24 protein-coding genes are annotated in these 25415 nt (G+C 33.9%); 11 read left to right on the top strand and 13 right to left on the bottom strand.

All coding sequences use genetic code 11. The features are described 5' to 3' along the window. The first annotated feature begins 60 nt into the window (after positions 1 to 60). The 3 genes from Q1B37_RS17200 (at position 61) to Q1B37_RS17190 (ending at position 3141) form a co-directional block, all read left to right on the top strand. Positions 61 to 606, top strand: coding sequence for a hypothetical protein (locus Q1B37_RS17200; RefSeq protein WP_299900597.1), 546 nt, complete (start codon positions 61 to 63; stop codon positions 604 to 606). Between the two features lie 179 nt (positions 607 to 785). Then, complete coding sequence (locus tag Q1B37_RS17195; protein WP_299900596.1) at positions 786 to 1922, top strand: SPFH domain-containing protein; 1137 nt, start codon at positions 786 to 788, stop codon at positions 1920 to 1922. Between the two features lie 91 nt (positions 1923 to 2013). Then, a complete protein-coding gene (locus Q1B37_RS17190) occupies positions 2014 to 3141 on the top strand; it encodes a DNA helicase PriA (protein ID WP_299900593.1) in 1128 nt (375 codons plus the stop codon). Here the strand turns inward: Q1B37_RS17190 and Q1B37_RS17185 are convergent. The 7 genes from Q1B37_RS17185 to Q1B37_RS17155 all read right to left on the bottom strand — a co-directional run bounded on the left by Q1B37_RS17185 (position 3138) and on the right by Q1B37_RS17155 (position 11895). After that, positions 3138 to 3629, bottom strand: coding sequence for a hypothetical protein (locus tag Q1B37_RS17185; RefSeq protein WP_299900589.1), 492 nt, complete (start codon positions 3627 to 3629; stop codon positions 3138 to 3140). The genes Q1B37_RS17190 and Q1B37_RS17185 overlap by 4 nt on opposite strands. An 80-nt stretch (positions 3630 to 3709) precedes the next feature. Beyond that, on the bottom strand, positions 3710 to 7396 hold the full coding sequence (locus Q1B37_RS17180) for a T9SS type A sorting domain-containing protein (RefSeq protein WP_299900588.1): 3687 nt from the start codon (positions 7394 to 7396) through the stop codon (positions 3710 to 3712). Positions 7397 to 7484: 88 nt separating this feature from the next. Then, positions 7485 to 7859: a hypothetical protein gene (locus Q1B37_RS17175; protein ID WP_299900585.1), complete on the bottom strand. Its 375-nt coding sequence runs from the start codon at positions 7857 to 7859 to the stop codon at positions 7485 to 7487. A 182-nt stretch (positions 7860 to 8041) separates the two neighbouring features. Then, a complete protein-coding gene (locus tag Q1B37_RS17170) occupies positions 8042 to 9595 on the bottom strand; it encodes an aldehyde dehydrogenase family protein (protein ID WP_299900583.1) in 1554 nt (517 codons plus the stop codon). 161 nt (positions 9596 to 9756) lie between these two features. Then, positions 9757 to 10293: a 3-hydroxyanthranilate 3,4-dioxygenase gene (locus Q1B37_RS17165; protein ID WP_299900580.1), complete on the bottom strand. Its 537-nt coding sequence runs from the start codon at positions 10291 to 10293 to the stop codon at positions 9757 to 9759. A 125-nt stretch (positions 10294 to 10418) separates the two neighbouring features. Continuing rightward, a complete protein-coding gene (locus Q1B37_RS17160; protein ID WP_299608912.1) occupies positions 10419 to 10631 on the bottom strand; it encodes a hypothetical protein in 213 nt (70 codons plus the stop codon). A 340-nt stretch (positions 10632 to 10971) separates the two neighbouring features. Then, entirely contained in the window at positions 10972 to 11895 is a 924-nt protein-coding gene (locus Q1B37_RS17155; protein WP_299900577.1) for a nicotinic acid mononucleotide adenyltransferase, read from the bottom strand. 125 nt (positions 11896 to 12020) lie between these two features. Here Q1B37_RS17155 and Q1B37_RS17150 point away from each other — a divergent pair, with 125 nt between their 5' ends. From Q1B37_RS17150 to Q1B37_RS17125, 6 genes are all read left to right on the top strand, one after another. Then, positions 12021 to 13016, top strand: coding sequence for an NAD(P)H-dependent glycerol-3-phosphate dehydrogenase (locus tag Q1B37_RS17150; RefSeq protein WP_299900575.1), 996 nt, complete (start codon positions 12021 to 12023; stop codon positions 13014 to 13016). 16 nt (positions 13017 to 13032) lie between these two features. Next, positions 13033 to 13494, top strand: coding sequence for a nuclear transport factor 2 family protein (locus Q1B37_RS17145; RefSeq protein ID WP_299900572.1), 462 nt, complete (start codon positions 13033 to 13035; stop codon positions 13492 to 13494). Between the two features lie 3 nt (positions 13495 to 13497). Then, positions 13498 to 14346 carry a sulfurtransferase gene (locus tag Q1B37_RS17140; RefSeq protein WP_299900569.1) on the top strand — a complete coding sequence of 283 codons (849 nt, stop codon included), beginning with the start codon at positions 13498 to 13500 and terminating at the stop codon, positions 14344 to 14346. A gap of 20 nt (positions 14347 to 14366) precedes the next feature. Beyond that, positions 14367 to 15464 carry a glycoside hydrolase family 3 N-terminal domain-containing protein gene (locus tag Q1B37_RS17135; RefSeq protein WP_299900566.1) on the top strand — a complete coding sequence of 366 codons (1098 nt, stop codon included), beginning with the start codon at positions 14367 to 14369 and terminating at the stop codon, positions 15462 to 15464. Positions 15465 to 15490: 26 nt separating this feature from the next. Beyond that, a complete protein-coding gene (locus Q1B37_RS17130) occupies positions 15491 to 16195 on the top strand; it encodes a zinc ribbon domain-containing protein (RefSeq protein ID WP_299900563.1) in 705 nt (234 codons plus the stop codon). 61 nt (positions 16196 to 16256) lie between these two features. After that, complete coding sequence (locus tag Q1B37_RS17125) at positions 16257 to 16967, top strand: SGNH/GDSL hydrolase family protein (RefSeq protein ID WP_299900561.1); 711 nt, start codon at positions 16257 to 16259, stop codon at positions 16965 to 16967. On the opposite strand, the gene Q1B37_RS17120 is transcribed toward Q1B37_RS17125, so the two are convergent. Together Q1B37_RS17120 and dprA are read right to left on the bottom strand one after the other, a co-directional pair. Beyond that, the gene (locus tag Q1B37_RS17120) at positions 16964 to 17914 is read right to left on the bottom strand and encodes a hypothetical protein (RefSeq protein WP_299900560.1); all 951 of its coding nucleotides are present in this window, start codon (positions 17912 to 17914) and stop codon (positions 16964 to 16966) included. The genes Q1B37_RS17125 and Q1B37_RS17120 overlap by 4 nt on opposite strands. Positions 17915 to 17929: 15 nt before the next feature. Then, entirely contained in the window at positions 17930 to 19033 is a 1104-nt protein-coding gene (dprA, locus tag Q1B37_RS17115; protein ID WP_299900558.1) for a DNA-processing protein DprA, read from the bottom strand. A gap of 197 nt (positions 19034 to 19230) precedes the next feature. Between dprA and Q1B37_RS17110 the strand changes: the two genes are divergently transcribed. Both Q1B37_RS17110 and Q1B37_RS17105 read left to right on the top strand, forming a co-directional pair. Further along, positions 19231 to 20274: an SPOR domain-containing protein gene (locus Q1B37_RS17110; protein WP_299900555.1), complete on the top strand. Its 1044-nt coding sequence runs from the start codon at positions 19231 to 19233 to the stop codon at positions 20272 to 20274. Between the two features lie 204 nt (positions 20275 to 20478). Then, positions 20479 to 20988 carry an acyl-CoA thioesterase gene (locus Q1B37_RS17105; protein WP_299900553.1) on the top strand — a complete coding sequence of 170 codons (510 nt, stop codon included), beginning with the start codon at positions 20479 to 20481 and terminating at the stop codon, positions 20986 to 20988. Positions 20989 to 21056: 68 nt separating this feature from the next. On the opposite strand, the gene Q1B37_RS17100 is transcribed toward Q1B37_RS17105, so the two are convergent. From Q1B37_RS17100 to Q1B37_RS17085, 4 genes are all read right to left on the bottom strand, one after another. Beyond that, a complete protein-coding gene (locus Q1B37_RS17100; RefSeq protein WP_299900550.1) occupies positions 21057 to 22397 on the bottom strand; it encodes a T9SS type A sorting domain-containing protein in 1341 nt (446 codons plus the stop codon). Between the two features lie 235 nt (positions 22398 to 22632). Continuing rightward, a complete protein-coding gene (locus tag Q1B37_RS17095; protein WP_299900547.1) occupies positions 22633 to 23406 on the bottom strand; it encodes a sulfite exporter TauE/SafE family protein in 774 nt (257 codons plus the stop codon). A gap of 7 nt (positions 23407 to 23413) precedes the next feature. Next, complete coding sequence (locus Q1B37_RS17090; RefSeq protein WP_299900544.1) at positions 23414 to 24643, bottom strand: peptidoglycan DD-metalloendopeptidase family protein; 1230 nt, start codon at positions 24641 to 24643, stop codon at positions 23414 to 23416. Next, positions 24640 to 25413, bottom strand: coding sequence for a DUF4292 domain-containing protein (locus tag Q1B37_RS17085; RefSeq protein WP_299900542.1), 774 nt, complete (start codon positions 25411 to 25413; stop codon positions 24640 to 24642). The genes Q1B37_RS17090 and Q1B37_RS17085 overlap by 4 nt, the downstream gene beginning before the upstream one ends. Between the last annotated feature and the right edge of the window lie 2 nt (positions 25414 to 25415).

The raw sequence follows: 25415 nt of genomic DNA, 5'->3' as shown, positions 1-25415 counted from the left end.
TCTCGATGTTTACCTAAATACTTTTATTTACACTAAGTTTAAATAGTAAAACTTAATGTGATGAAAACAGACTTTTTAAAAAATACCCAAAGAATAGTTTCAATAGTCATTATATCCTTTCTGATTTCTTGTGAAACGGAAATTCCTGAAACAGATAACACTGCTCCAACATTTTCCTTTAATATTTCTGGAGATGGCTTTAATCGCACCTTTACACAAGATGACGATTTTACAAGCTTACAACTAAATTTACGATCTGATACTACCTATGATTTTATCTTTTCTGGAGCCGATAGCGGTGGTGTAGAGCGAATTTCATGGCAATATCCACATGATTATATAGAGTTTTCTACAGAAATCCCATCACCTTGGGAAACTACATCTATCTCTTTTCTTAGTAGTCTAGTTTATTGGGATGGAAATGAAACGAATCCGTTAACAGGAAATATAGTAGCTGGAAAAATAGTAACCAATGGAAATGCTGTAAGTATATCTTTCTCTTTTTTAGTTCGCGATTATGGAGGATTGGATAGCTCTGCTAATACAATTACCAAATCTTTGAATATTTATATTGACAATCAAAATACAGAAGTAGTTCCTTTATGAGTAATTAGGTAACATCAGAATTTTTACCCTCTGATTATCCGACTACCCCTTAATTATGCATTAAAACCCTGATATATCCATGATATTGGGGTTTTTAAACAGGAATTAAATGAAAATTAATTTTTACACAACCATCCTATTTCGTAGTTTTAGAACACGAATTTTAAATCAACTCACCGATGGGAATTTTTGACGAAATAAAGAAAAAGCTAAGTAATGAATTTATAGATATCGTAGAATGGTTAGACAATACACAGGACACGATTGTTCATCGCTTCGAAAGATATCAAAACGAAATAAAAAATGGTGCTCAACTTATTGTAAGAGAAGGGCAAACTGCAGTTTTTGTAAATGAAGGTCAACTCGCAGATGTATTTGAGCCAGGAACGTATACCTTAAACACTCAAAATCTTCCTATTCTTACTACATTAAAAGGTTGGAAATATGGTTTTAATAGCCCGTTTAAAGCAGAGGTATATTTTGTAAATACCCGACTTTTTACGGATGAAAAATGGGGAACTAAAAACCCTATCACTTTAAATGATGATCGTTTTGGTTTAGTAGAGATTAGAGCTTTCGGAACGTATGCTTTTAAAATTAATGATCCAGGTAAGTTTATTGTTGATATTGTAGGTACAGATGCTAACTTTACTAGTTTTGAGATAAATGAACATCTAAAAAGTTTAATTTCAACCCGTTTTACAGATACTGTAGGAGAAGCTAATTTTCCAATAGAATTATATGCTGCAAATACTACAGAATTATCGGAAACATGTAAAGAAGTGATGCAACCTGAGTTTAACTCAGTAGGTATCTCATTAGAAAAATTCTTTATTGAGAATGTTTCCATGCCTGAGGATCTTAAAAAAGAAATCTTCGAGTATAGTAGAATTGACAAGCTAGATCTTGACAAATTAGCTAAATTCAAAACTGCAAAAGCTATAGAAGCTGCCGCTGCCAATGAAGGTGGTACTGCTGGTGCAGGAATGGGAATGGGAATGGGATTTGTGCTTGCTCAACAAATGGGCGGTATGATGAACCCAATGAGCAACCAACAACAAGCACAACCACAACAAACATCTCCTGTGGCTCCACCACCGATGCCTGTGCAAGTTCAGTACTATTACGCAGTTAATGGACAGCAAGCTGGACCTGTATCTTTTGATCAGCTCAAAGCACTATTTGCGAATAGAACTGTAAATAAAGATTCTCTAGTTTGGAAGCAAGGAATGGCCAACTGGACTGCAATAAAAGATGTAGAAGAGCTAAAACCTTTTTTAGGTGGTAGCACTCCTCCTCCATTACCTGGTGCATAAAAACAATTTATAACATAAATTTATCCTTCTTCCATTTTACCTATGGAAGAAGGCATCTATTTTGTACAACCTTTAGTATTGTAACTCCTCAATGGAAGAAGAAAAAAGAGCATTTTCTGAACAAAAAAAATCGTGTGTCAATTGTGGTGCAGAATTGACATATAAACCAGGAACTACAGAAATTAAATGTGATTACTGTGGTCATGAAGAAACAATTGTTCAGAATGAAGATGGATTTAAAGAGCTGGAGCTAAAACCCTACTTGGAAGAGATGGGATCACTTTCTCATTCTGAGGAGATACTAATGCTGCAATGTAAAAATTGTGGCGCAAATCAGCATATCGAAGAGAATTACAAATCATTGCATTGTGTATATTGTACGATGCCTCTGATCATAGAAGATGCTTATAAAGAAGATTGGATTCTTCCTGGTGCCGTTTTACCTTTTCAATTTGATCAGAAAAAATCGCATCAAATATTTTCTAAATGGGTACAAGGATTATGGTTTGCTCCTAATAATCTTAAAAAAGCAGCTTTAGATCCTCAATATACAAAAGGTTTGTACTTACCCTATTGGACATTCGATGCTCAATTGTATGCTACCTATACAGGACAAAGAGGAGATTATTACTATGTAAGCGTTCCATACACTACTACTGTAAATGGGAAAACAGTTCAAAGAACGAGACAAGAACGCAGAACGCGTTGGACACCTGCCAGTGGAAATGTAAGTGGTTTTGTCGATGACACTTTAATAAAGGCTTCTCATCAACGAAAAAATACTATCCCAAATAAAATAGCTCACTGGAATCTAAAAGCTTTGGTTCCATTTAATACTAGTTTTTTGGCAGGATTTGTAACAGAAAAATATACGATTCCTCTAAAAGACGGTCATTTAGAGTCTACGAAAGAAGCAGAAAAAATTGCTCGATCATGGTCTAGACATGATATTGGTGGAGATACGCAAAGAGTACATTCTATTAATATGAGCTTATCTGAAGAAACCTTTAAACATATTTTACTTCCAGTTTATATAAGTGCCTATCAATATAATGGCAAAAAATATAATTTCTTTGTGAATGGTCAAACCGGTCGAATATCTGGAAAAAGACCTTATTCGTTTTGGAAAATATTCTTCACAGTTGTATTGAGTATTGCTGTAATTGTATTGATTCTTTGGTTGGTAGATACTTATCAAAATCAACAGGGAAATATCTAATCTATATTAGAAATAGTAACTATTTCATACATAGTTTGATTAAAATCTGCACATGGTTTTTCTCGTACCACTATAGAAATTTCTTTGTCTATATTCTTCTGTAAACTAGAAATGTCTTTGGCAATTCCCTTGCGTAATGCAATGATTAATTCCTGATTTTGTGAAATCATATTTACAATTCCAGATCCATAACCTTTAATCTTTTTTACTAGCATCCTACCTGTATTATTATAGGGCTTATCACAAATATTATTGTTTCCCGAAACTTCTAACACAACTACTTTAAGATGTATTGTATTTGGAGTAATTTGACTTTGTGTGACTGCATTCGGTCTTACCGTTCCATTGTTAGAATCTCCAAATCGGGGTTTCTGAACTTTTACCTTATTTTCAGGGTTGCTACTTTTCTTGTCATTTTCCTGAGCAATACTAGTAGATTTACAAGAAACTAAAATTGCAAATAATATTATATATACTAACTTATTCATAATGTTGAAAATAAAAAAAGGAGTTGATTATATCAACTCCCCTTTTCATAATTAATTGTTATTTAAAAGTCAAATTATGACTATTTCTTAAGTAACTTAACTACTTTACTTGTTCCTATACCAGAAATCTTTGCATAATACAAACCAGAAGCTAAACGAGAAGCATCCCAATTTACACTTGCATTTGAATTCACATCAGACATCGTATGTACAAGGTTTCCTGTACTATTAAAAATATCAATATTTACTTTGCTGCTTGATTTAGCAATAGTATCACCGAAGTTAAAAAAGAAAGTATTGTTTGATGGGTTAGGATATACCGCAATCTCATTTACTAAATCTAATGTTACCAAAGGAGTCTCCACTTCTGGTTCTACTGGTCCATCACCAGAACTAATGATATCTCCATAAATTTGGAAAATCTGATCCAAAGGATCTCTTCCTAATGCCACTGTAGTAGCTGTCCAATCTATTGCTCCAGTTCCAAAAAGATTTACTGGATCTCTAAATTGAGTTACTTCTCCTACCACATTTTCTTGAGATGCCCAGAACCACTGATTTCCTCCATTAAATGCTAAATTAGTATAAACTGAAATCCAATATTCACCGCTTTCTAAAGTAACTACTTCTGGAAGGGCAATATTCAAATTAGAAATATTAGGATCTGAAATTGGTGTAATATCACCGCTATTATATACTTCTGCTCCTGGAACTCCACCTTCGTTCTCATAAATCACAATACTTACATTAGTAAGTGCTGGGCTTCCATTCACAGCACCAAAAGCAACAATTCTATCTATATTCCAAGAAGTACCACTAGGAACCGTAAAATCATCAGCAGCTTGTGCTAATCCACCAAAATCTAAAAAGTTTTGTGATGGTATTGTAGACACCTGAGTATTTGTTTGCTCATAAATAGTTGGCTCTGAAACAGTAACTGTAAAACCTTCTGCCACCTGCTCATCACCAGAAGTAGCAATCAGTCCGATTGATGCTGATCCAAGACTATCTGGAGCATACGATAACGTTAAGGTATTTCCTGTTAACACTGCTGTCACTAACTCTGGATTAGAATTCGTTAATTCAATATCAATTGGTAATCCTTGTGATTGTACAAACAATCCGGCGATATCTATAGTAGTGTCTTCACTGTTCTCACTTACTCCGAAATCTTCAAGTAAAAACGCTGTTGTTAGCGTAGCTTCTGGTAATGGATTTGCTGTGATTGGGAAACGTGCACTAAATAAACCGCTTCCGTGAGCTGCTACCGCGATAAACCCATCTTTTCTAGTAACTACCTCATCAGCAACAGAATTACCGATAGCAAAGTTTTCTTTTCTCCAAACAGTATTTTGACCATTAAGTCTTCTAGTAGAGTATAAACCTGTACTAGTAGCAGCAAATACTCTTTGTAAACGTGCTCCAAATCTACCTGAACTACTTCCTAAGAATGCAGTACTTCTTACTGAAGGTCCATTTCCTGTACCATCAGCATTTTCTTCTAAATTACCACTAATGTTAGTCCATGTATCTCCACCATCTTCAGTAATGAAAACACTTGGTATTCCGTAATTTGAAAATGTTGCAATCACTCGATCTGCATTAGATGGATCGATATTAATATCATTTACAAAACCTACAGGTAAACCTTTACCAGTAGAAATATCTACTACTGTCTGATTGTCAATATTTGCGTTATCCATTCTGAAAATTATTCCAGAATTAGTACCGTAGTATAATCTATTTGCTACTGGGAATGTAGAAGCTTCTAGCGCTGTAATTGTAGATCCGTCTGGTGTCGCAGTATTTGTTAAATTAACCCAGTTTTCAGTTGCATTTGTATTGGTAAATAATGGTAAACCATCAAGATCATTATTTCTCCAAATTGTGCTTCCTGCTGGCATATACATAATATTGTCATTATTAGGATCCAGAATAAATGGATTCACAAAAGCAAAACCTGAAGCACCTGCTGGCTCTACAGCGGAGAAAGATTCAAAAACTCCTTCTTCATCAAAATTGAATCTGAATACATTTCCTCTTTGCGAAGAAACATAACGAGTTCTTCCGTTATCAGCGATTGCACTGTACGCACCATCTCCTCCAAAATCTGATTCCCATATAGCATTAGAGTCCGTAGAATTAGTAAACCAAGTTCCGTTATCCTGGAATCCAGCAACTAGATCATCAGTATTTGGTTCTGGATCGAAAGCAACATGATATGGCTGTGTTGTAATGTATCCATTGTTTAGAGAAGTCCAAGCAACAGGCTCAACTCCATCAATAGTAGCAGTAATATCTTCCGTTACATACACACCTCCATCATTTCCTGATAATGCTCTATTAGGATTCGATGGGAAAAATGTAAGTACGTGCTGATCAGGATGCTGATTAGTATATAAGCTTACGTTGTTTATTGGAGAATATCCAGCGATCCAACTTTCTTGTCCTGTTGGTGTTGTAAATCCATCCATTGATCTGTAGATATTAGTTCCACCAACAAATACCATATTGCTATTTGTAGGGTGTACTTTAACTACCATGTTATATTCTCCTTGTAAGTTTAAGTTTCCTACTGGTCCACCAATACCGAAAGGTAGATTAACACTTAAATCAGTCCAAGTTCCAGCTGTCGCATCATATCGGTTTAATAAAGCAGGAGTTCCTCCACTATTATTTTGAGTAAAGAAATACACCGTATTTTCATTTGAAGGATCGATACCCATCACAGTTCTACCATAAGCTGGTACAAATCCTTCTGGAGTAATATTCGTCCAAGTATCACCATCTGTAGATGCAAAGAAACCTGCTGTTGGATCATTATCAGAATCTATGGTAGCATATATCTGTCCAGTAGAAGTAATCGCTACCTCAGCTTTCGCATCGAAACCACCAGCTAAAACTTCTGTAAAAGAGTTTCCACCATCTTGAGATCTTTGTATCCCAGTAATTGTACCTAAATAAATATCTCCGTTTCTAGGATCGATCGCTATAGAGTTGATTAAATCAAAAGGCTCGTTAGTATTGAATATACCTACATTAGGATTTACAGTAGCTCTTAACTGCTCGAATGTACGTCCTCCATCTCTAGATTTATACACTCCACTACCTTGATAAAATGCTCCTCCAGCACTAGCAGAGTTACCCCAACGCTCACCAGAAATATAATACCAAGTAAAGCTATGTCTAGGTCTTGGATCTTGAATTATTCCAGTAATACTAGGATTTTGGAAAGATCTTGTTATTTTTCTCCAAGTTTCTCCTCCATTTTCTGTTCTCCATAATCCACCAGAAACTCCTCCGGCTAAAATAACATTCTCGTTTCTTCTGTCTATCGCTAATGCACGTGTTCTACCACCAACATTGAAAGGTCCTCTGTTTTTCCAAAAAGAAAACCTTCCTGATTTAGCAGCTGTTTGTAATGATTTTTGTGAATCATCACTAAGACTAATCTTTCCTGAGTATTTTAATTCGGCTTTTCTAATACCTTCTGGTATTCTTCCTGTCGCTGGATCTTGCAATCTCAATAAATCAAATTGAGATCTTTCTATGGCATTATCCGCTTGTCTTTGAATAGGTGTTCTAGGATCCGTAGGTCCTTTTTTACTATCAAACATCTTTGTTTGCTTGTACAACTGATGACCCTTAGCCGGTTTTTCATCTGGAGTAGTTTTGAGTTGTTGCACTTGTGCTGTTATCGTAAGTGTTGATAACATTAATCCACAAGCACAAATACCTCGAGTGAGGTGTTGTAGAGTTGAATTCATATTTAAGTTAATTTTGTGTGAGTCCCAAAGCTAACTTAATGTATGCAAAACATTTGTTAAAATATTATCAAAATATGGTACTATCTTGTTAATTTGATTGAATTACTAGTTCCCGACTCTCAGTAATTACGTGGCAAATGTCTTTATCGACCATAATTGGAGTTGAGGAAGAAAACTCCTGAAAGGCTTCTCCACTAATCGTTATAAGATACGTTCCTGTTCTTTCGAAAGCGCCTACAAAATTAGTTGTTTCATTAAAATTAACTAATGTCTCCGTATAATCCCCGTCCTTCGCAATTACCGTAATTCCAGAGGTTACAATAGTATTATCAACAGAGCTTAAAACTGTAATTTCTAATCCCGGCCTAAGTTCATCTGTGCAAAAAATTGGATCTAATGTTTCTTGTTCATCCAGATTACAAGCAGAACAGACAACTAAAAATATAAGTAATAATTTCTTCATAATCCTTTTCATATTTGTAATAAAGATGCGCTTAGAAGTATATGGTTGCGTCTTTATTTCTGCGAAGATATACATTCTAATGTATTCTTATACGTTTAATAAGTGACTTAACAAAGATTATTAACTTAACACTAATCAAAAAAGCACCTAAAAATTAGGTGCTTTTTTAAAAAATAATTTTTTTATAAATCAAATTTAATTCCTTGAGCTAAAGGCAATTCGGTTGTGTAATTTATAGTATTAGTTTGCCTTCTCATATATACTTTCCAAGCATCAGAGCCGGATTCTCTTCCTCCTCCAGTTTCTTTCTCTCCACCAAAAGCACCACCGATTTCAGCTCCCGAAGTACCGATATTTACATTCGCTATACCGCAATCAGAACCAGCATGCGATAAAAATCGTTCAGCTTCACGAAGATTATTAGTCATTATCGCTGAAGATAATCCTTGGGCTACTCCATTTTGTACTTCAATGGCATTCTCTACATCTCCACTATATTTTAATAGATATAAAACTGGTGCAAATGTTTCGTGTTGTACTATTTCGAAAGAGTTATCAGCCTCAGCAATTGCAGGTTTTACATAACATCCACTTTCATATCCTTCTCCAGAAAGAACGCCTCCTTCTACAACGATACTACCGCCTTCCTGCACTACTTTTTCTAGCGCTTGCTGATATCCTTTTACTGCATCAGTATCAATTAACGGTCCAACGTGATTATTTTCATCTAACGGATTTCCAATTCTTAATTGTTTATAAGCATCTACCACAGCATTTTTTACTTTATCATAAATTGATTCATGTATTATCAATCTTCTGGTTGATGTACATCTTTGTCCCGCTGTACCTACAGCTCCAAAAACCGCTCCAATTACTGTCATTTTAATATCCGCATCAGGTGTAACAATAATTGCATTATTACCTCCCAGTTCTAACAAAGATTTCCCTAAACGTTGTCCCACTGTAGCCGCCACAATTTTACCCATTCTGGTAGATCCTGTAGCAGAAATTAATGGAATACGTTTGTCCGTCGTCATAAACTCTCCTACCTTATAATCGCCATTAACTAAACAAGATATTCCTTCCGGAAGGTTATTATCTTTTAAAACTTTGGCTATAATATTTTGACAAGCTACTCCACAAAGTGGTGTTTTTTCACTTGGTTTCCAAACACATACATCTCCACAAATCCATGCTAAAGCAGTATTCCACGACCAAACCGCAACCGGAAAATTAAAAGCAGAAATAATTCCAACGATTCCTAAAGGATGATACTGTTCATACATTCTATGACCAGGTCTTTCGGAATGCATAGTAAGTCCGTGTAATTGTCTTGATAAACCAACAGCAAAATCACAGATATCTATCATTTCTTGTACCTCTCCCAAACCTTCTTGATACGACTTACCCATTTCATAAGAAACCAATTTACCGAGTGGTTCTTTTAACCGTCTTAGTTCTTCTCCAAATTGTCTCATAATTTCTCCTCGTTGAGGAGCAGGCATTAATTTCCAAGACTTAAATGCAGTTTGAGCAGCGGTAATTACTTTCTCATAATCTTCTGTCGTGGTTGTAGTAACTTTTCCGATCAAATTACCATCAACTGGTGAGAAAGATGAAATTTCTTCTCCATTAGAAAACCAATCTGATCCTGTAGAGGTTCCTTTATTTAGATCAGAAACACCTAATTGCTTTAGGGCTTCTTCTATTCCAAAATCTGTTGCTATAGTTGCCATGTATTACAAATTATTTTTTAAGTTGTAAAGATACTGTGTTTTGAAAATATATTAAATTTTGACTCTGTTTATTGTTAATTTTAAACAAAATTCCATAAAATTACTTTCAAAAAAACCAAAATCACATTTTCATAAACTTTTTTAAACTAAATTGATCTTACTTAATCAGCGACAAATCTTTTATCTACTGCCATCTCTGTACCACATTTACTACAGGTTCTTAGCGATTTACTACCATAGAAATCTTTAAAATGTTTTAAGAAATCCTTCTCAATATTATTTAGTTTAAAATATACCTCGTGTAACTTATTATTACAATTATCGCAGAACCATAATAACCCATCTTCTGCTTCTAAGTCGGCTCTTTTCCTTTCTATAACAAGACCTATTGAGTCTTTATGCCTAACTGGAGAGTGCGGAACTTTAGCGGGGTGCAAATACATATCTCCTGGTCCTAATTTCATTGTTTTCTTCTTACCCTCCTCTTGTATATGAACTTCTATTTCTCCTTCTAACTGGTAAAACAGTTCCTCAGTTTCGTTATAGTGATAGTCTTTTCTAGCATTTGGCCCAGCAACAATCATTACTATATAATCACCTGCATCTTTGTAAAGATTCTTATTGCCTACAGGAGGTTTTAAAAGATTACGATTTTCTTCTATCCATTGGGTAAGATTAAAAGGTTTTTGAATTGCCATATTTCAATAAATTTTTGATTATAAAATTACGGAAATGATGGCATATCTTTTCTAAAACCAGAAAATCTATTATGTAATACCATCTCTGGCGTAAAAAAAGCGAACCGAAGTTCGCTTTGTAAGTTTTAGCATCCTGTATCTTCATATTCGGTACTTCCGTCTACCGGACAAGGGTCAGAACAAGATTGTGTAATCAAAATAGGGAACGGTCTATTTGCAGGTCTAAAGACACAAGCACAACATTCATCAAAAAAAGGAAAATCTCCTCCTTGTATTGCTTTTTGTGCAGTTTTACTCAGTTTTTTACTGTTATCAATGTCTAAAATTTTCTTAAGCATACCTAAATAATTTAATTTGTTGAATTTAAATTTAGAAAATATTGTTTCTTTTCCACAATTTATTATCAAAATATAACCTCATTTTATCCAAATTGAGTTCTTATTATCAGTTGATTACAAAATATAAATTAAATAGTAAAATCGGGGAAATAACCTCTATTTGTAAAGAATTAAAAACTAATTGGATCCCGATTTACATCGGGATTAGTTCGATTACGCATTTTGCTATTGTAAAATACTTTCTCACTAAAAAGAAATCGCCCAGACAAGATTTCTCTTGTAGAACGATTTCCAACTAAATAACCAACCAAAAAAATTTATATCGTCTAGTGCGACTTTTCTATTTTGTAAGCTTCATAAAATCAGCTTTCTTTAATCTTTTTTTATCATTCTGCGATGGCTTACCATCTTTAGAAGATTTAAATTGTAGATATCCTCTACCAACAAATTCATAAATTGTACCAGAAGAAGGGTGTAATAATTCTATTCTACTATCATTTATAACGGTTAATTCGAAATATTCATTGCCCAAATAATCGTAATCAAGTGTTAAATTTTTCATATAGAAATTATTAGGCACGTCATCTACAGCATAATATCCATTGTAATCATAGTATATATCGTTGATATTAGACACATTAACATCTTCTGAACTTCTAAAGTTATCTCCAGATCCATAGTATAAAAACTGAAGATAATTTTCATTATCAAACTCATTCAAAGCCCCAATTTCACTTGTATAGACCTTTTCCCATACAGTATACTCATGTAAAAAGTAGTGAATGTTATCATAAAACACTTTATCGTAATCAAAAGTGCTTCTCTGATATCCGATGAGATAATAACTCGTATTGGTTACACCATCATACAATCGTATTTCATTATTTGACAATTGTATTACATCAAGGCTATAAGTTCCATCAATATCATGACTAACATCTACCTCCATACCAAAAGTGTTATAAAATCCTACATCTAATCCAAAACCATTCCCATTACTTCCTATACCTACCAAGTTATTATTAGCATAAAAAGTTCCATTTTTAAATGACACTGTAAAAGCCTTTTGAAGAAACGGGATTTCTCCATTACCTTGTGTACGCTCTATATCTACATACCAGATTTCATAAGAATTAAGCAACTGATTTAATGAGATTGTAGGCTCTTCTATAAAAACATCTTCCTCTACAACTACTTCTGCTACACAAGAAGTTAGAAGGATGGAACCTAACATAAAAACCGAAAGTAATTTTAAAGTCTTCATAAGCTATGTCTTTTTCAATTCTATAATAATAGAACCAAAACATGTGCCAAAAACACAGGTAATTGATTATCAGATATTTAATTTGACTTGTATTTTCCTTATTTTTGAACTCACAATCATTTTACATGGATAAAGATTTAAAATTTGCTGTGATCGGTGGTGGTAGTTGGGCTACTGCTATTGTAAAAATGCTTACTGAGAACTTACCTCAGGTTGGTTGGTATATGCGAAGTGTATATGCATTAGAACATCTAAAACGCCAACAACACAATCCAAATTACCTTAGTTCTGTAGAATTCAAACTGGATCAACTTAAACTTACCAATGATATAAATGAAGCAGTAGCATATGCTGATTACTTGATTTTTGCTATTCCTTCTGCATTTTTACATACAGAATTACAAAAACTAACAGTTTCACTGGAAGGCAAAGTCATATTTTCTGCTATTAAAGGAATTGTTCCTGAGTCTGGATTAATTGTAGGAGAACATTTTCATGATAAATATCAAATCCCATTTGATGATATTGGAGTTATTACAGGACCTTGTCATGCCGAAGAAGTAGCACTGGAAAGACTTTCTTATTTAACAATCGCTTCTAACGACGAGGAAAAAGCAAAAATTGTTGCGAAAAACCTAAGTAGTGAATATATCAAATGCAAAGTTAGTGATGATATTATTGGTACTGAATATGCAGCAGTTCTTAAAAATATTTATTCTGTTGCTGCAGGTATTGCACATGGATTAGGTTATGGTGATAATTTTCAGAGTGTTTTAATGAGTAACGCGATTCGCGAAATGAAGCGATTTATTAAAAAGGTTCACAAGATGAAGCGGAATATCAATGATTCTGCATATTTAGGAGATTTGTTAGTAACTGGTTACTCCATTTTTTCTCGTAATCGAATGTTCGGAAATATGATTGGAAAAGGCTATACGGTAAAAAGTGCCCAAATGGAAATGAATATGGTTGCCGAAGGATATTATGCTGCAAAAACTGCCTATGAACTGGATGCTAATAAAAATACTCGAACACCAATCATTGATGCTGTACATGGAATCTTATATGAGAATAAGAATCCCAAAAAAGTATTTAAGAAATTAGCCGAAAAACTGGATTAACCAAATTAAAGAAACAATGGCAGACTATAAAGAACTTATTGAAACTTTTTATACTGGTTTAAGTCAGCAAAATGCTGATATGATGGTATCTTGTTATCACCCTGACATTGTTTTTGAAGATCCTGGTTTTGGACAACTTCATGGAGATCGCGCAAAAAAAATGTGGCAAATGCTATGCAAGAATGGTAAAGATCTAAAAGTGGAATTTTCTAATATTCAAGTTGATAACGAAAGTGGATCTGCACATTGGGAAGCATGGTATACCTTTAGTCAAACAGGCAGAAAAGTTCATAATAGCATAGATGCTAAATTTGAATTTAAAGACGGTAAAATCGTAAAACATACTGATGATTTTAATCTGCATCGTTGGGCATCACAAGCTATCGGATGGAAAGGAAAATTGTTAGGTGGTACCAATTTCTTTAAGAAAAAACTACATCAACAAACCAACAAATTATTAGATAAGTTTCAACCTTAACGTATGGAAACATTACAACTTCCTGGACTCATAGTATCTGTAGAATGGTTACATGAACATTTAGACCATCCTGATTTGGTAATTCTGGATGCAAGTATTAAAAAAGTAACTTCATCCAAAGAATCTTTAGCGCAGGATCTTCAGATACCAGGAACCCGATTCTTTGATATAAAAAAGTCTTTTTCTGATCAAGCTTCTCATTTGCCAAATATGCTTCCATCTGCAGAAGTTTTTGAAAAAAATTGTCAAGAACTAGGCATCAATGCTAATTCTAAAATCATCATTTATGATACAATTGGTATCTACTCTAGCCCAAGAGCTTGGTGGATGTTTTCTAGAATGGGTCACATGAATGTTGCAGTTTTAAATGGTGGTTTCCCAGAATGGAAAAAAAAGCAGCTACCCACTGAAAACAAGACAACTAACACTGTGTTTAACATCGGAGATTTCGAAATAAACGATCGTTCCAAATGTACTGTTAACGCAAAAGAAATCCTATCTGAAATGAACGATCCAGATACATTGATATTGGATGCGCGTTCTTCCGGAAGGTATTTAGGTATAGAACCAGAACCAAGATCTGATCTTAAAGGTGGTCATATTCCTAATTCAAAGAACTTACCATACACCAAAGTTCTTCAGCAAGAAAAAATGCTTCCAGTTGAGCAGCTTAAAAACATATTTGATGGTTTTGATATTGCCAATAAAAAACTCATTTTTAGCTGCGGTTCCGGAATTACTGCCTGTATTATTTTGCTGGCTGCTCAATTAGCTGGGTATACTAATCTATGGATTTATGACGGTTCCTGGACAGAATGGGGACAACTCACAGACGTTCCTATTGAATTTTAATCACAACCCAAACTTATACTATGCGATATCTTATCCTACTCTTTTTTTCTACATTATTTTTTAATACAACAAATGCCCAATCTAAAAAGTTTAGTCTACAAGACTTCTATTCTTATAATTCCGAATTAGAGTATAAAGTAGATTCTATATACCGCTCTCTTTCGGAGCGACAACAGGTAGCGCAAATGATTATTTCTTCGGCAGGAGAATTAGGCAAACCTATGGCAACAGTTAAGAAACTTGCCGAAAGTAATTCGATAGGAGGTGTCGTGTTTCTAAAAGGAAGTAAGAAAACACATACCGAAAGTATAAACACCTTAAATGCAATTTCTACTAAAAACAAATCAATTCCACTGTTATTTAGCATGGATGCAGAACCAAGTTTGTTTGCTAGCAGAATAAAAGGAGCAAAAGATGTTGGAAAAACGATAGATATTAAAACTGAAGCACAATCCGACAAGGTTGTAAATACTATTAATACCGAACTTAGAGCCATTGGTGTGCATCACAATTATGCTCCTGTTTTGGATATTAGCGCTAGTAATGAAGCCATAAAATCCAGAAGTTATGGTAGTAATAAAGATTCTGTTATCACTTTAGCCAATCAATTTATTAAATGTACACAAGAAGGTGGAATTATTGCTACTGCTAAGCATTTTCCTGGTCATGGTTTAGTGAAGGGCGACACTCATAAGCAAAGCGTTTATATCGATGGACCATTGCAGGAAGTTGCCAATTACAAAAAGATCATAGAAGATGGTGTATTATCAATTATGATTGCTCATATTACTATTCAAAATAACGAAAAGTACGGAACGGACGGTTTACCTTCTAGCTGTTCTCGAAAAATAATTACAGGATTGCTGAAGGAAGAAATGGGTTTTAAAGGTATTATTATTTCTGATGCATTGAATATCATGAAGGCGGTTACTATTTTAGACAATGCTCCACTCTTGGCCTCTAAAGCAGGATGTGATTTAATACTAATGCCTCAAAATGAAAATGCTACTATAAATGCTATTATTGCAGCCATGAAAGAAGATCCAGCTTACAAGAAACAAATCGCACAATCTATAAAAAAAGTTTTGCGTTTAAAAGTATGTGCTGGGATCATTTAATAAATTATTCAAAATAAAAAGTAAAATTGATTCGTTGTTTAAACTGTGGAACAGAATATGAAGGTAACTTTTGTCCGCACTGTGGACAAAAAGGAACTGTAGATAAAATTACACTACCTTTCTTAATTAATGATTTCCTGTCCAGATTTATGGATATTGATAAAGGAATGTTGTTTAATCTCAAACATCTCACTCTACATCCTAAAAAAACAATTTTCAATTATTTATTGGGTAAAAGAAAAAATGTACTTAACCCTGTAAGCTATGCATTAATTGCTACCTCCTTGTATTTGTTAATCACATCTCAGTTCGAAATACATTGGATAGAAAAAGTAGAATTGGAGAAATTTAAAGGAGCTGCGTACAATAATAGTTTTGAAGCAGGAAAAATCATTGGTACCTACACAAAATTCTTTTGGCTACTAAACATTTTGTTCCTTAGTATATTTTCAAGATTATTTTTTAAAAAGTTTAGTTTTCTGGAACATCTAGCTATGAACTGCTTTATTCATGGCCACACTACTTTATTAGGGATTCTCACTTTTATCCCTTTTAGATTACCAGTGGTTTATGATCCGTTTGTTTTTCTTTATCTCATCATTCTTAATTTTATGATATTTCAGAAAAAAGGCGAACGATTTGAGATATTTGTAGCGGCGTTTTTCTCAGTATTTTTTTCGTATATTCTTTTCTACATGGTTCCATTTATTCTAGTACTTATAAGTAAATAAAATTTTCAAAAGTTCCTTAAAGAGCCCGAGAGTTGGTAACTTTAGTAAAAAGTAATTTTCTATGAATAAATATATTCTCTTCTTGTTACTTTTCGTGTCTATTTTCAGTTGTTCTTCTGATGAAACTTTGCAGATTACAATAGAGGAAGAAGAACAGCCTGAAGAAATCCAGAGATTTTCATTTTTGGCGCTAGGAGATTCTTACACTATCGGACAAGGAGTTACAGAAAGTGAAAGTTGGCCTTTTCAGTTACAAAATGTTCTTACTTCAGAAACCCAACAAATTGAAGAGGTAAAGGTTATTGCGCAAACCGGATGGACCACTAGTAATTTATTATCCGCTATAGAAACACAAGATCCTGGAAACTATGATATTGTTTCCCTACTTATTGGAGTAAATAATCAATTTCAAAGAATAGACTTTACTGTATTTGAATCAGAATTTAATCTTCTACTAAATAAAGCTATCTCATTAGCCAATGGAAATAAAAAAAAGGTTTTTGTTGTGTCTATACCAGATTATGGAGTAACACCTTTTGGATCTAATAATAGTGATGTCATTGCAGAAGAAATAGATATCTATAATACATACATTCAACAACAGTGTGAGGCTCAGGAAATACCCTTTATAGATGTTACTTCAATTTCTAGAAATCTTGGTGATTCTGAAGGTGCTTTAGCTACAGATAATCTGCACCCAAGTGCCAATCAATATCGTTTATGGGTAGAAGAAATACTTCCCGTAGTTCAAGGAATTTTGGTAATGAATTAATCAACTTTAACTAGTTTTAGTTTCATGTCCTTATTTTTTATGTAAAGAGTATCTTCAATAAATTGATACGTCAAATTCATCTTGAAACGTTCGGTATTGTTATATTCATGGAACAATTTGGTTAATCTCATTCTCTCTTCCTTACTCTTGGTAGCCTTAGTATTTCTTTTGATAAAATTGTTTAGAGATTTAGAATAATGAGTTGCCTTTAAGTTTATTTCATTCTCTTCTTTATTTATTTTACCTCTATATACATTTCCCAATGTATCAACCACTACCAGTTTATCATTTAATTCAAAATATATTTTGTCGATCTTATGAGTTGACCAAGAATGCTCAACTTTCCATTCTCCAAAAAATTCATTCTTTTTCATGAAGTTTTCTTTTAATGCATATATCCCAAAAAACATAGTCAAAAACATTATCGGGATTAAAATATATTTAAACCAATGAATTCTTGTAAGTTTTTTAGGAAGCTCTTCTTTATAGGCATTAACTTCTAATTCCTCTTTCAGAAAATAGGCCTTAAAAGCCCTCCAATCACTTAGTAAAAGAAATATTCCCATTGCAGTTAATAGCATTGCCATCGGTGTTGCCGCATCTATTCCATAGAAAATATCCAACATTAGGATATTAACCATAAATGACAATAAAAGTACTGTTCCCATCCTGACAGTTTTCCTAAATAACAATAGAATTGCTGCAATAATCTGGGCTGCAGCTATTAGCATTCCATATGTTTTAGAAAATCCATAAAAGTACCAAGTTAATCTAAATCCATTAAGACTATCAACTGTACTCTCTCCTATACTCAAATCCGAAGAAAACTGAGTTCCCCAGATTTTTGCAGAAGCATACGAAAACATCATCAATGCAACAAAGTATCTACAAATCAATCTCAAAGAATAAAGAATCGTCGATTTATTTACTCTTAATTTTTTCTTCATTTCTTGTTATTTTAATCAAACAGCTTCAAACAATTTTCCTGGCAATGGTCTGATTACTCCTTTAAGTTCCATATTTAACAAGGTAGAAGCTACTTTAAACGTTGGAATTTCACACTGTAACGCAATCACATCCAATAGCTCTTTCCCATTATTTTTTAAGAGATTATATATTTTCTTTTCATCTTCCTCTAGTTCTACAAACAATTGTCTTTGTATAGCTGGTTGTACTTTCTCTTCTAATTCCCAATTAAGCATATAAATTAAATCCGCAGCACTGGTTAACATATGCGCTCTTTGTGTTTTAATAAGCGTATTACATCCTTCACTTAACGGATCTCCCGCTCGTCCTGGTACTGCAAAAACATCTCTATTATAAGAATTAGCAATTTCTGCTGTTACCAAAGAACCGCCTTTATTAGCACTTTCGATCACAATAGTAGCTTCACTTACACCCGCTATCACCCGATTACGACCTAAGAAATTCTTTCTGTCAAAGGTATCTGTGCTCCAAAAATCAGTATAAAAACCACCGTTTTCTTCAACTTGCTTCACATACTTTTTATGTGCTTTGGGATATATCTGATTTAATCCATGAGCTAGGCAACCTATTGTTTGTAAACCATGCTTTACCGCTGCCTTATGAGCTGTAATATCCACACCATAAGCAAAACCAGATATAATTACTGGATTTAACGGAACGAGTGTTTCAATTAACTCCTCACAAAAACGAACTCCATAACTTGTCACCTTTCTTGTTCCGACAATACTGATAATTTTTCTATTGTTAATATCAATAGTACCTCTGCTAAAAAGCACTACTGGTCCATCTAAACAATACTTCAGTTTTTCGGGATATTCAATTTCATCATAAGCGGTGTATCGAATGTCATTATCCAGCATAAACTGTAATTCATTCTCTGCGGCTATTCTATTTTCTTTATTGTTTATCTCCTTAATTTTTACACTTCCAATACCATCAATCTTCAACAAATTAGTTCGCTTTTCTTTCAGTACTTCTTCAGCGGAACCGATCTCTCTAATCAATTTTTTAATCGAACTATCTCCAAGATTAGGTGTTTTCTTCAGCGTTAATAAGGCAATAATTTTTTCTTCGGTCATCTAATTTATTATAAGTCAGTACAAGAAACGAAAAAAATCAAAAATGTTAATAAAATCAAAGCTTCTACTTATTAGTAACGTCTATTTTTTTTAATTTTGATATACTCAAAAACAACCAAATTTTGAAGATTCAATTCCTAATAATTTCGGAATAGGATTTATCAAAAATAAATAGATAGCATTTACGAGAGGGGATAATGAATAATACGGCAAAATACATAAGTGAATTATTATATAGATACGAATGTGTGATCTTACCAGGTTTTGGTGCGTTTTTAACAAAGCGTCAGCCTGCTATGATACAAGAAGCTACTCATGCTTTTTTTCCTCCTCAAAAAATAATTTCTTTTAATAGCCAATTACGAAATAATGACGGTCTTTTAGCTAATTATATGGCTACAGCCGAAAACATATCCTATACAGATGCTGTAGCAAAAATTCAGCGTTATGTTTTATGGTTAAACGATAAAATGTCCGCTGGTAATCGTATTGATTTAGAAGGAATCGGTTCTTTTTACACTTCTGTAGAAAATACGGTTCAATTTGAGCCTTCACAAGAAACAAATTATCTGGCAGAAGCTTTTGGTTTAAATTCTTTCATATCTCCTTCGATTATTAGAGAAGAGAAAATCAAGGCTGCGCTTCCTGAAACATCAACTATTGAGGTTGTAAGAGAAACTTATAAAGAGCAAGTTGAAGCTATTGAAGAAACTACTCCTATCGCGTTTACACCAGAAAAAAGACGTCAACGCCCATATTTAAAATACGCCGCTATTTTAGTTTTTGGTGCAGTTATCGGTTCTTTAGCGTTACAGCAGGTTAACACCCAGACCAATTTAGAAAATGATCGTGTTATTGTTAATGCTGAAAAGGAGATTGAAAATAGAATTCAAGAAGCTACTTTCGAAATTGCTAGTCCACTACCTGCTATTAATTTAAATATTATAAAAGCTGAAGAAGATACTGACGTTAAAGATTTAACTACTAAAGAAACTACTTCGAGTTCTTCATCAAAATATCATATTGTTGCTGGTGCATATAGAATAAAGGCCAATGCTACTAAAAAGGTAAACAAGTTAAAATCAAAAGGTTTTGATGCTCGTTTGATCGGTGTAAACAAGTATGGTCTTCATCAAGTAGTGTATTATAGCTTCGAAAATCGTTTAGAGGCATTAAAAGCCCTTCGAAACATCAAAAAACAGGAAGATCGCCGTGCCTGGTTGCTTGTTCAAGACTTATAATTTTTCTTTAGTTTTCACTTTTCCTAATAATCCATTGCATATATAGCGATTGAATACCGGATTATTTTTATAAAGTATATTTATTTTTAGAAAAACTTTGAAATTTTGTCAATCCTTATAGGATCCCAAAGTATTAGTTTTATAGATCGATATAACCATAAGTTAATCTTACCTAGCTATCTTTGTCAAAAATTACCAAATTTCATGGAAGCTAGATATCCTTCAGAATCTCGAACTGTATTAACTGATCTTGTTTTACCAGGAGAAACAAATCCTTTAAATAATCTATTTGGAGGAGAATTACTAGCTCGCATGGATCGCGCTGCAGGTATCGCCGCAGGAAGACATTCTAGAAGAATTGTAGTAACCGCGTCTGTAAATCATGTCGCTTTTAGTAAGGCCATCCCATTAGGAAGTGTTGTAACCGTGGAAGCAAAAGTTTCTCGCGCTTTTAAATCGTCTATGGAAGTAGTTATTGATGTTTGGATAGAAGATAGACAAAGTGGTGATAAAACGAAGGCTAATGAAGCGATATATACTTTTGTAGCTGTAAATGAAAGTGGAGCTCCTGTACCTATCCCTCCCATCAAACCTGAAACGGAATTAGAACAACAACGTTACGATGCGGCACTACGTCGTAAACAGCTTAGTTTAGTTCTTGCGGGCAAGATGAAACCTGATGACGCTACTGAATTAAAAGCTCTATTTACTTAATAAAAAAGACACTCTCTAAAAAGCTAGAGAGCATCTTATTATCATTCTGGGGAAAACGATTTTTCTATTTATTTTTTAATAAACTTGAATGCCTGTAATTGTTCTTCAGCAAAAAGAAAATAAACACCTTTTGGTAAGTCTGCTACATTAACAACAGATTCTGTTCCTTTCTTTAACATTGAGCCAGTTACTGTATATAACTTCCAGGAAGTGATTTTTTCATGTAAGGTTAAAACATCTTTTACCGGGTTAGGATACATAGCAACTTCATCATCCAATATTATATCTTGCACAGATAAACTTCTATCTACAGGTTTATAAACTCTTATCCAGTCTACCTTCATAGTATTTCTTGCTGAATCATTTAGCTGATCATCTGTTGGTGTGCGATTAGCATCGACATGCCAATTTTGAGATTCTACATTGATAATAATATCCATTTCCTTTGTAAATCCATTTCCTCCTTGGTAATTAAAAGGATCTATTACACTTACAGAAGATATATTACTAGCTTCCTGTAAGGTTTGAAAAGAATATACGCTTCCACTTGCGTATTCCACAGCAGTTTGGAATCCATTTGTATCAAAGTCAAGATTTCCATTGGTCATTGTAGGATAAGTATATGTCCAAGTACCATTTCTTTTTGTGGCAAAAGCTTTATCATACAAAACTCTTACCAATTCTCCATCTATATAATATTCGAAATGAACTGGACTAATCCAATTTACTCCAATTCTTACATATCTTCTATTTCCACCATTCCAACAATATTCACCCCAGACAGACACATCTGATCGGCTCCACCAACTATTAAAATCTCTAGGCTGGTAATCTGTGAAAGGTTGACGAATAAAAGAGTGATGACTTAAATGGATGAACTCCGCAAAAAAACCATTTCCTTGCTCATCGCCTCCATAACATTCGATAATATCAATCTCCTGTGTGTCATCTGGGCTTAATAACCAGACATCTGATGCCAAAACGATATCTGCAACACTAACATTGGATTCCACAAATACGGGATACACTACTTTGGTATTTGACGTAATACATCCAGCGTTTACTCCATCTGACGGTCTTCCCATCTTATTTGGCAGACCAGTTCTTGGAAGCGCGGTTTCAGTATTCTGACCCCATCTTGAAGCACGTAACACCAAATCATTTCCATCTACAGAAACATGATTGTATTTCCAATATGTAGTTCCAGGTCCATCCCAATTATTATGGTAAAAATTATACCATTTATCATTACCAAAATTAGAACGTTGATTTGTTTCATTAAAAACATAATTGAAGTCATCAGAAGCATCTGTCTGCAACTCCCATTCCATACCAGCTCCTGCATCGGCAGGAACATCAATACCGTTCCAATCCTGAGCTACAGTAGACACAGAAATTAAGAACATCATAAAATAAATTTGGGTCTTTTTCATCGTGTGATAAGTAATTGTTATTTAAAAAGTAATCTTGAGTTGTACAAAAGAAATTATTTTTTCAATCACATTCAAAAAATAAATGTACTTTTTACGTTTTTTTAATTTTCACACTGATTTTATACCAAAATCTCTTAAAAGTTAGCTTACTATTTATCATATTTTAAAGCATTCATTAAGGGAAAACGATACTAATGAACCTTTATCGTTTTTAAAGAAAGCCAGCGCCTAATGCTACCGAAATTAGGATTAACATAACTGCGACTACCACCTGCAAGAATTTTAAGGTAACTTTTTTGAGTAGTTTATTTCCTAAAAAAGCTCCTGCAATGGCAGATGCCGTAGCACAAACCACTAATTGAATATTATCACTAATACCAGATTGCGATACATTAGTGGCATATACACTCAACCTAGTAAAATCTACAAAAGTAGAAACTACTACAGCTGTTCCTATAAAAGCTTCTTTAGAAAGACCAGCTTTAATGAGAAAGGCAGTTCGCAATGCTCCCTGATTTCCAGAAAGGCCTCCAAAAAATCCACTAAGAAAACCTCCTAATGGCAATTTCTCCTCACCAAATTTTAACTTAGAGAAAAAGGGAACTAAATCCATACTAGCAAAAATGATGAGCAAGATGGAAATCACAAATTTTACAGGATACACTTCAAATGTATTCCCAAATAGTGTATATATAAAAAGAGGTTTTACATCGGGAATTCGAAGCAATACCCAAGCTCCTATGAATGCCGCTATTACAGCGGGTATTCCAAAACGTACTAAAACGGATTTATTGGCATTCTTTCCTACTAAAAACAACTTAAATACATTATTGAAAAAATGTACTATCCCGGTCAAAGCGATGGCAATTTCTACCGGAAAGAAAATCATCAAAACTGGTGTGAGTATCGTTCCTAATCCAAAACCAGAAAAGAAGGTTAGGATTGAAACTAAAAAAGCCACAATCGAAACAATGATTATTTCCATGGTGTTATTACATTTTATAAATCCAGGATTGAGGATTTAATTTTTTTGTGTCCTTAAAAATCAAAAATTTCATAATTGCACGACCTGTTCTGGGATTCACACGTACCTCACCAATACTTTGTTTTGTAGAAATTTTTTGACCTTCCTTTACAGAAATATTCTCTAAGTTGTAATAAACAGTAATATAATTACCATGTCTTACATGTACCAGCTTCCCTGCGTTTTTAAGTTGTTGAATCGCCATTACCTCACCTTGAAAAATTGCTCTTGCTTTTTCTCCTGGTCTGGTTTCTAACTCAACTCCACTACTATTTATTTGAATATTTGGAAGTGTGGGATGTGGTTGGCGCCCATATTTCTTGGTAAGTTTTCCAGTACCAACTGGCCAAGGAAACTTTCCTTTATTCGCAGTAAAATTATCTGCAAGCTTTTTATCTTCAGGAGTTAGCGCGAATGTTGTTGCCGAACCCTTTTTGGAAGCCTTCTTACCCGCTTTTTTATTCGCCTTTGCTATTGCTTCGCGTATTAATTTTTCAATCGCTCTATCGATAGCACTAGCTTGTTCTTGCTTTTTCTTTATTTCTTTTTTGTAGGTCCCTTCCTTTTTACGAATAGTTGCCATTAAGCTCTGCTGCTGCTTTTTTTCTTCTTTAAGCTGTTCTTGAGCATCTCTATTTTCTGTAATTAGCTGTTCCTTGTTCTTCTTTCGTTCTAGTAAGGTTTTATTTAAGGTCTGAAGCTCTTCTGTTCTTGTTTGTATTTGTTCGGCTTGTTCCTTACGATGTTCATTATACTGTTTCATATATTGCAATCGCTTATAAGCCTGCATAAAGTCCGTAGAAGACAATAAAAACATGATCTTACTGTTCTGAGACTTACTTTTATAAGATTTTATAATCATCTTCGCATAATCCTCTTTTAGGACTTTCAATTCATCCCGATAAGACCCCATTTTCTTGAGATTCGCATTAATCTCTCTGGTAAGAAGGTTAGCCTGTTGATTCGTGATTTTTATAAGATTTTGCCTTGTACTTATTTGAGAATTTAGGGTCTCTACTTCATCTAACACGGATCTTTCTTTGAGCTTAGTATCCGCAAGTAGCGCTTTCATTTCTTCGATTTGCGCTTTAAGACGACGTCGTTGCTCCTCTAACTGCTGCTGTTTTGTGCTTTGGGAAAAAGATGAAACACTTATCAATAGTGCTCCAATAATATATATCAACTGTTTTAACCTCATTCTATAGTTACTTCCTCGTATCCTGATGGTATTTTAAACGGAAAACTTACTTTCGCATTGTAATCTACGCTTCGATATTCAATTTCAATGATGGTTTTCGCAATTCCTTCGGTAGCCATGATATGAATTTCTTTTGGAAAGTCTTGGTTTCCTGCTTTTTGATAACTTTTATAATTAATCAGTAAATTCCGGTTCTCCAACGGTTGCCTGAGCTGCTGCGAAGACATTTTAAAATTATCAGGATTTAGAATGAATAACCGTTCAAACAGTTCTAGTTCCTTTTTAGGTTGTAATCTATATTTTTGATTTTCTATAGAAGAAGTATATTTTTCATCTTTTAAATCGAATAACGCTTGACCCAATAATAATTGCTGTACTTTTTCATAGTCCAGATCCGTCCCTAGCCAATCGCTTAAGAGTTTAAAATCACCTTCAAAAAAAGTGTTATTCACCTTTTCGTAATAGCTCACTTTCTCTGGAGTAATTAATGCTTTGGCTAGAGTAATCCCTAAAAGCTTAGCGCTTACCCATATCTTCTTGTCTTTCTCTAGGCGTATAGTGACATTAGGGCTAAATGACTGTTTCCCATCATTATATCTAACTTTAACCCTAGCATTAAGTGTGGAAAAATTAAAATCATTAGAATAATGATTGGAAATAATCTTATCTGCTTTTAATTTCTTAATAGAAGTTCCAGAAACCGCTTTTGTTCCTTTACAAGAAGTTAATATAACCATAGAAAAGCATAATAGATAAAATAGTCTATTCATTA

Source organism: uncultured Aquimarina sp. (assembly GCF_947492965.1).
In the GTDB taxonomy this organism is placed as follows: Bacteria; Bacteroidota; Bacteroidia; order Flavobacteriales; family Flavobacteriaceae; genus Aquimarina.
The sequence above is the reverse complement of the archived record's forward strand: the minus strand, read 5'-3'. Positions and strand labels throughout refer to the sequence as shown.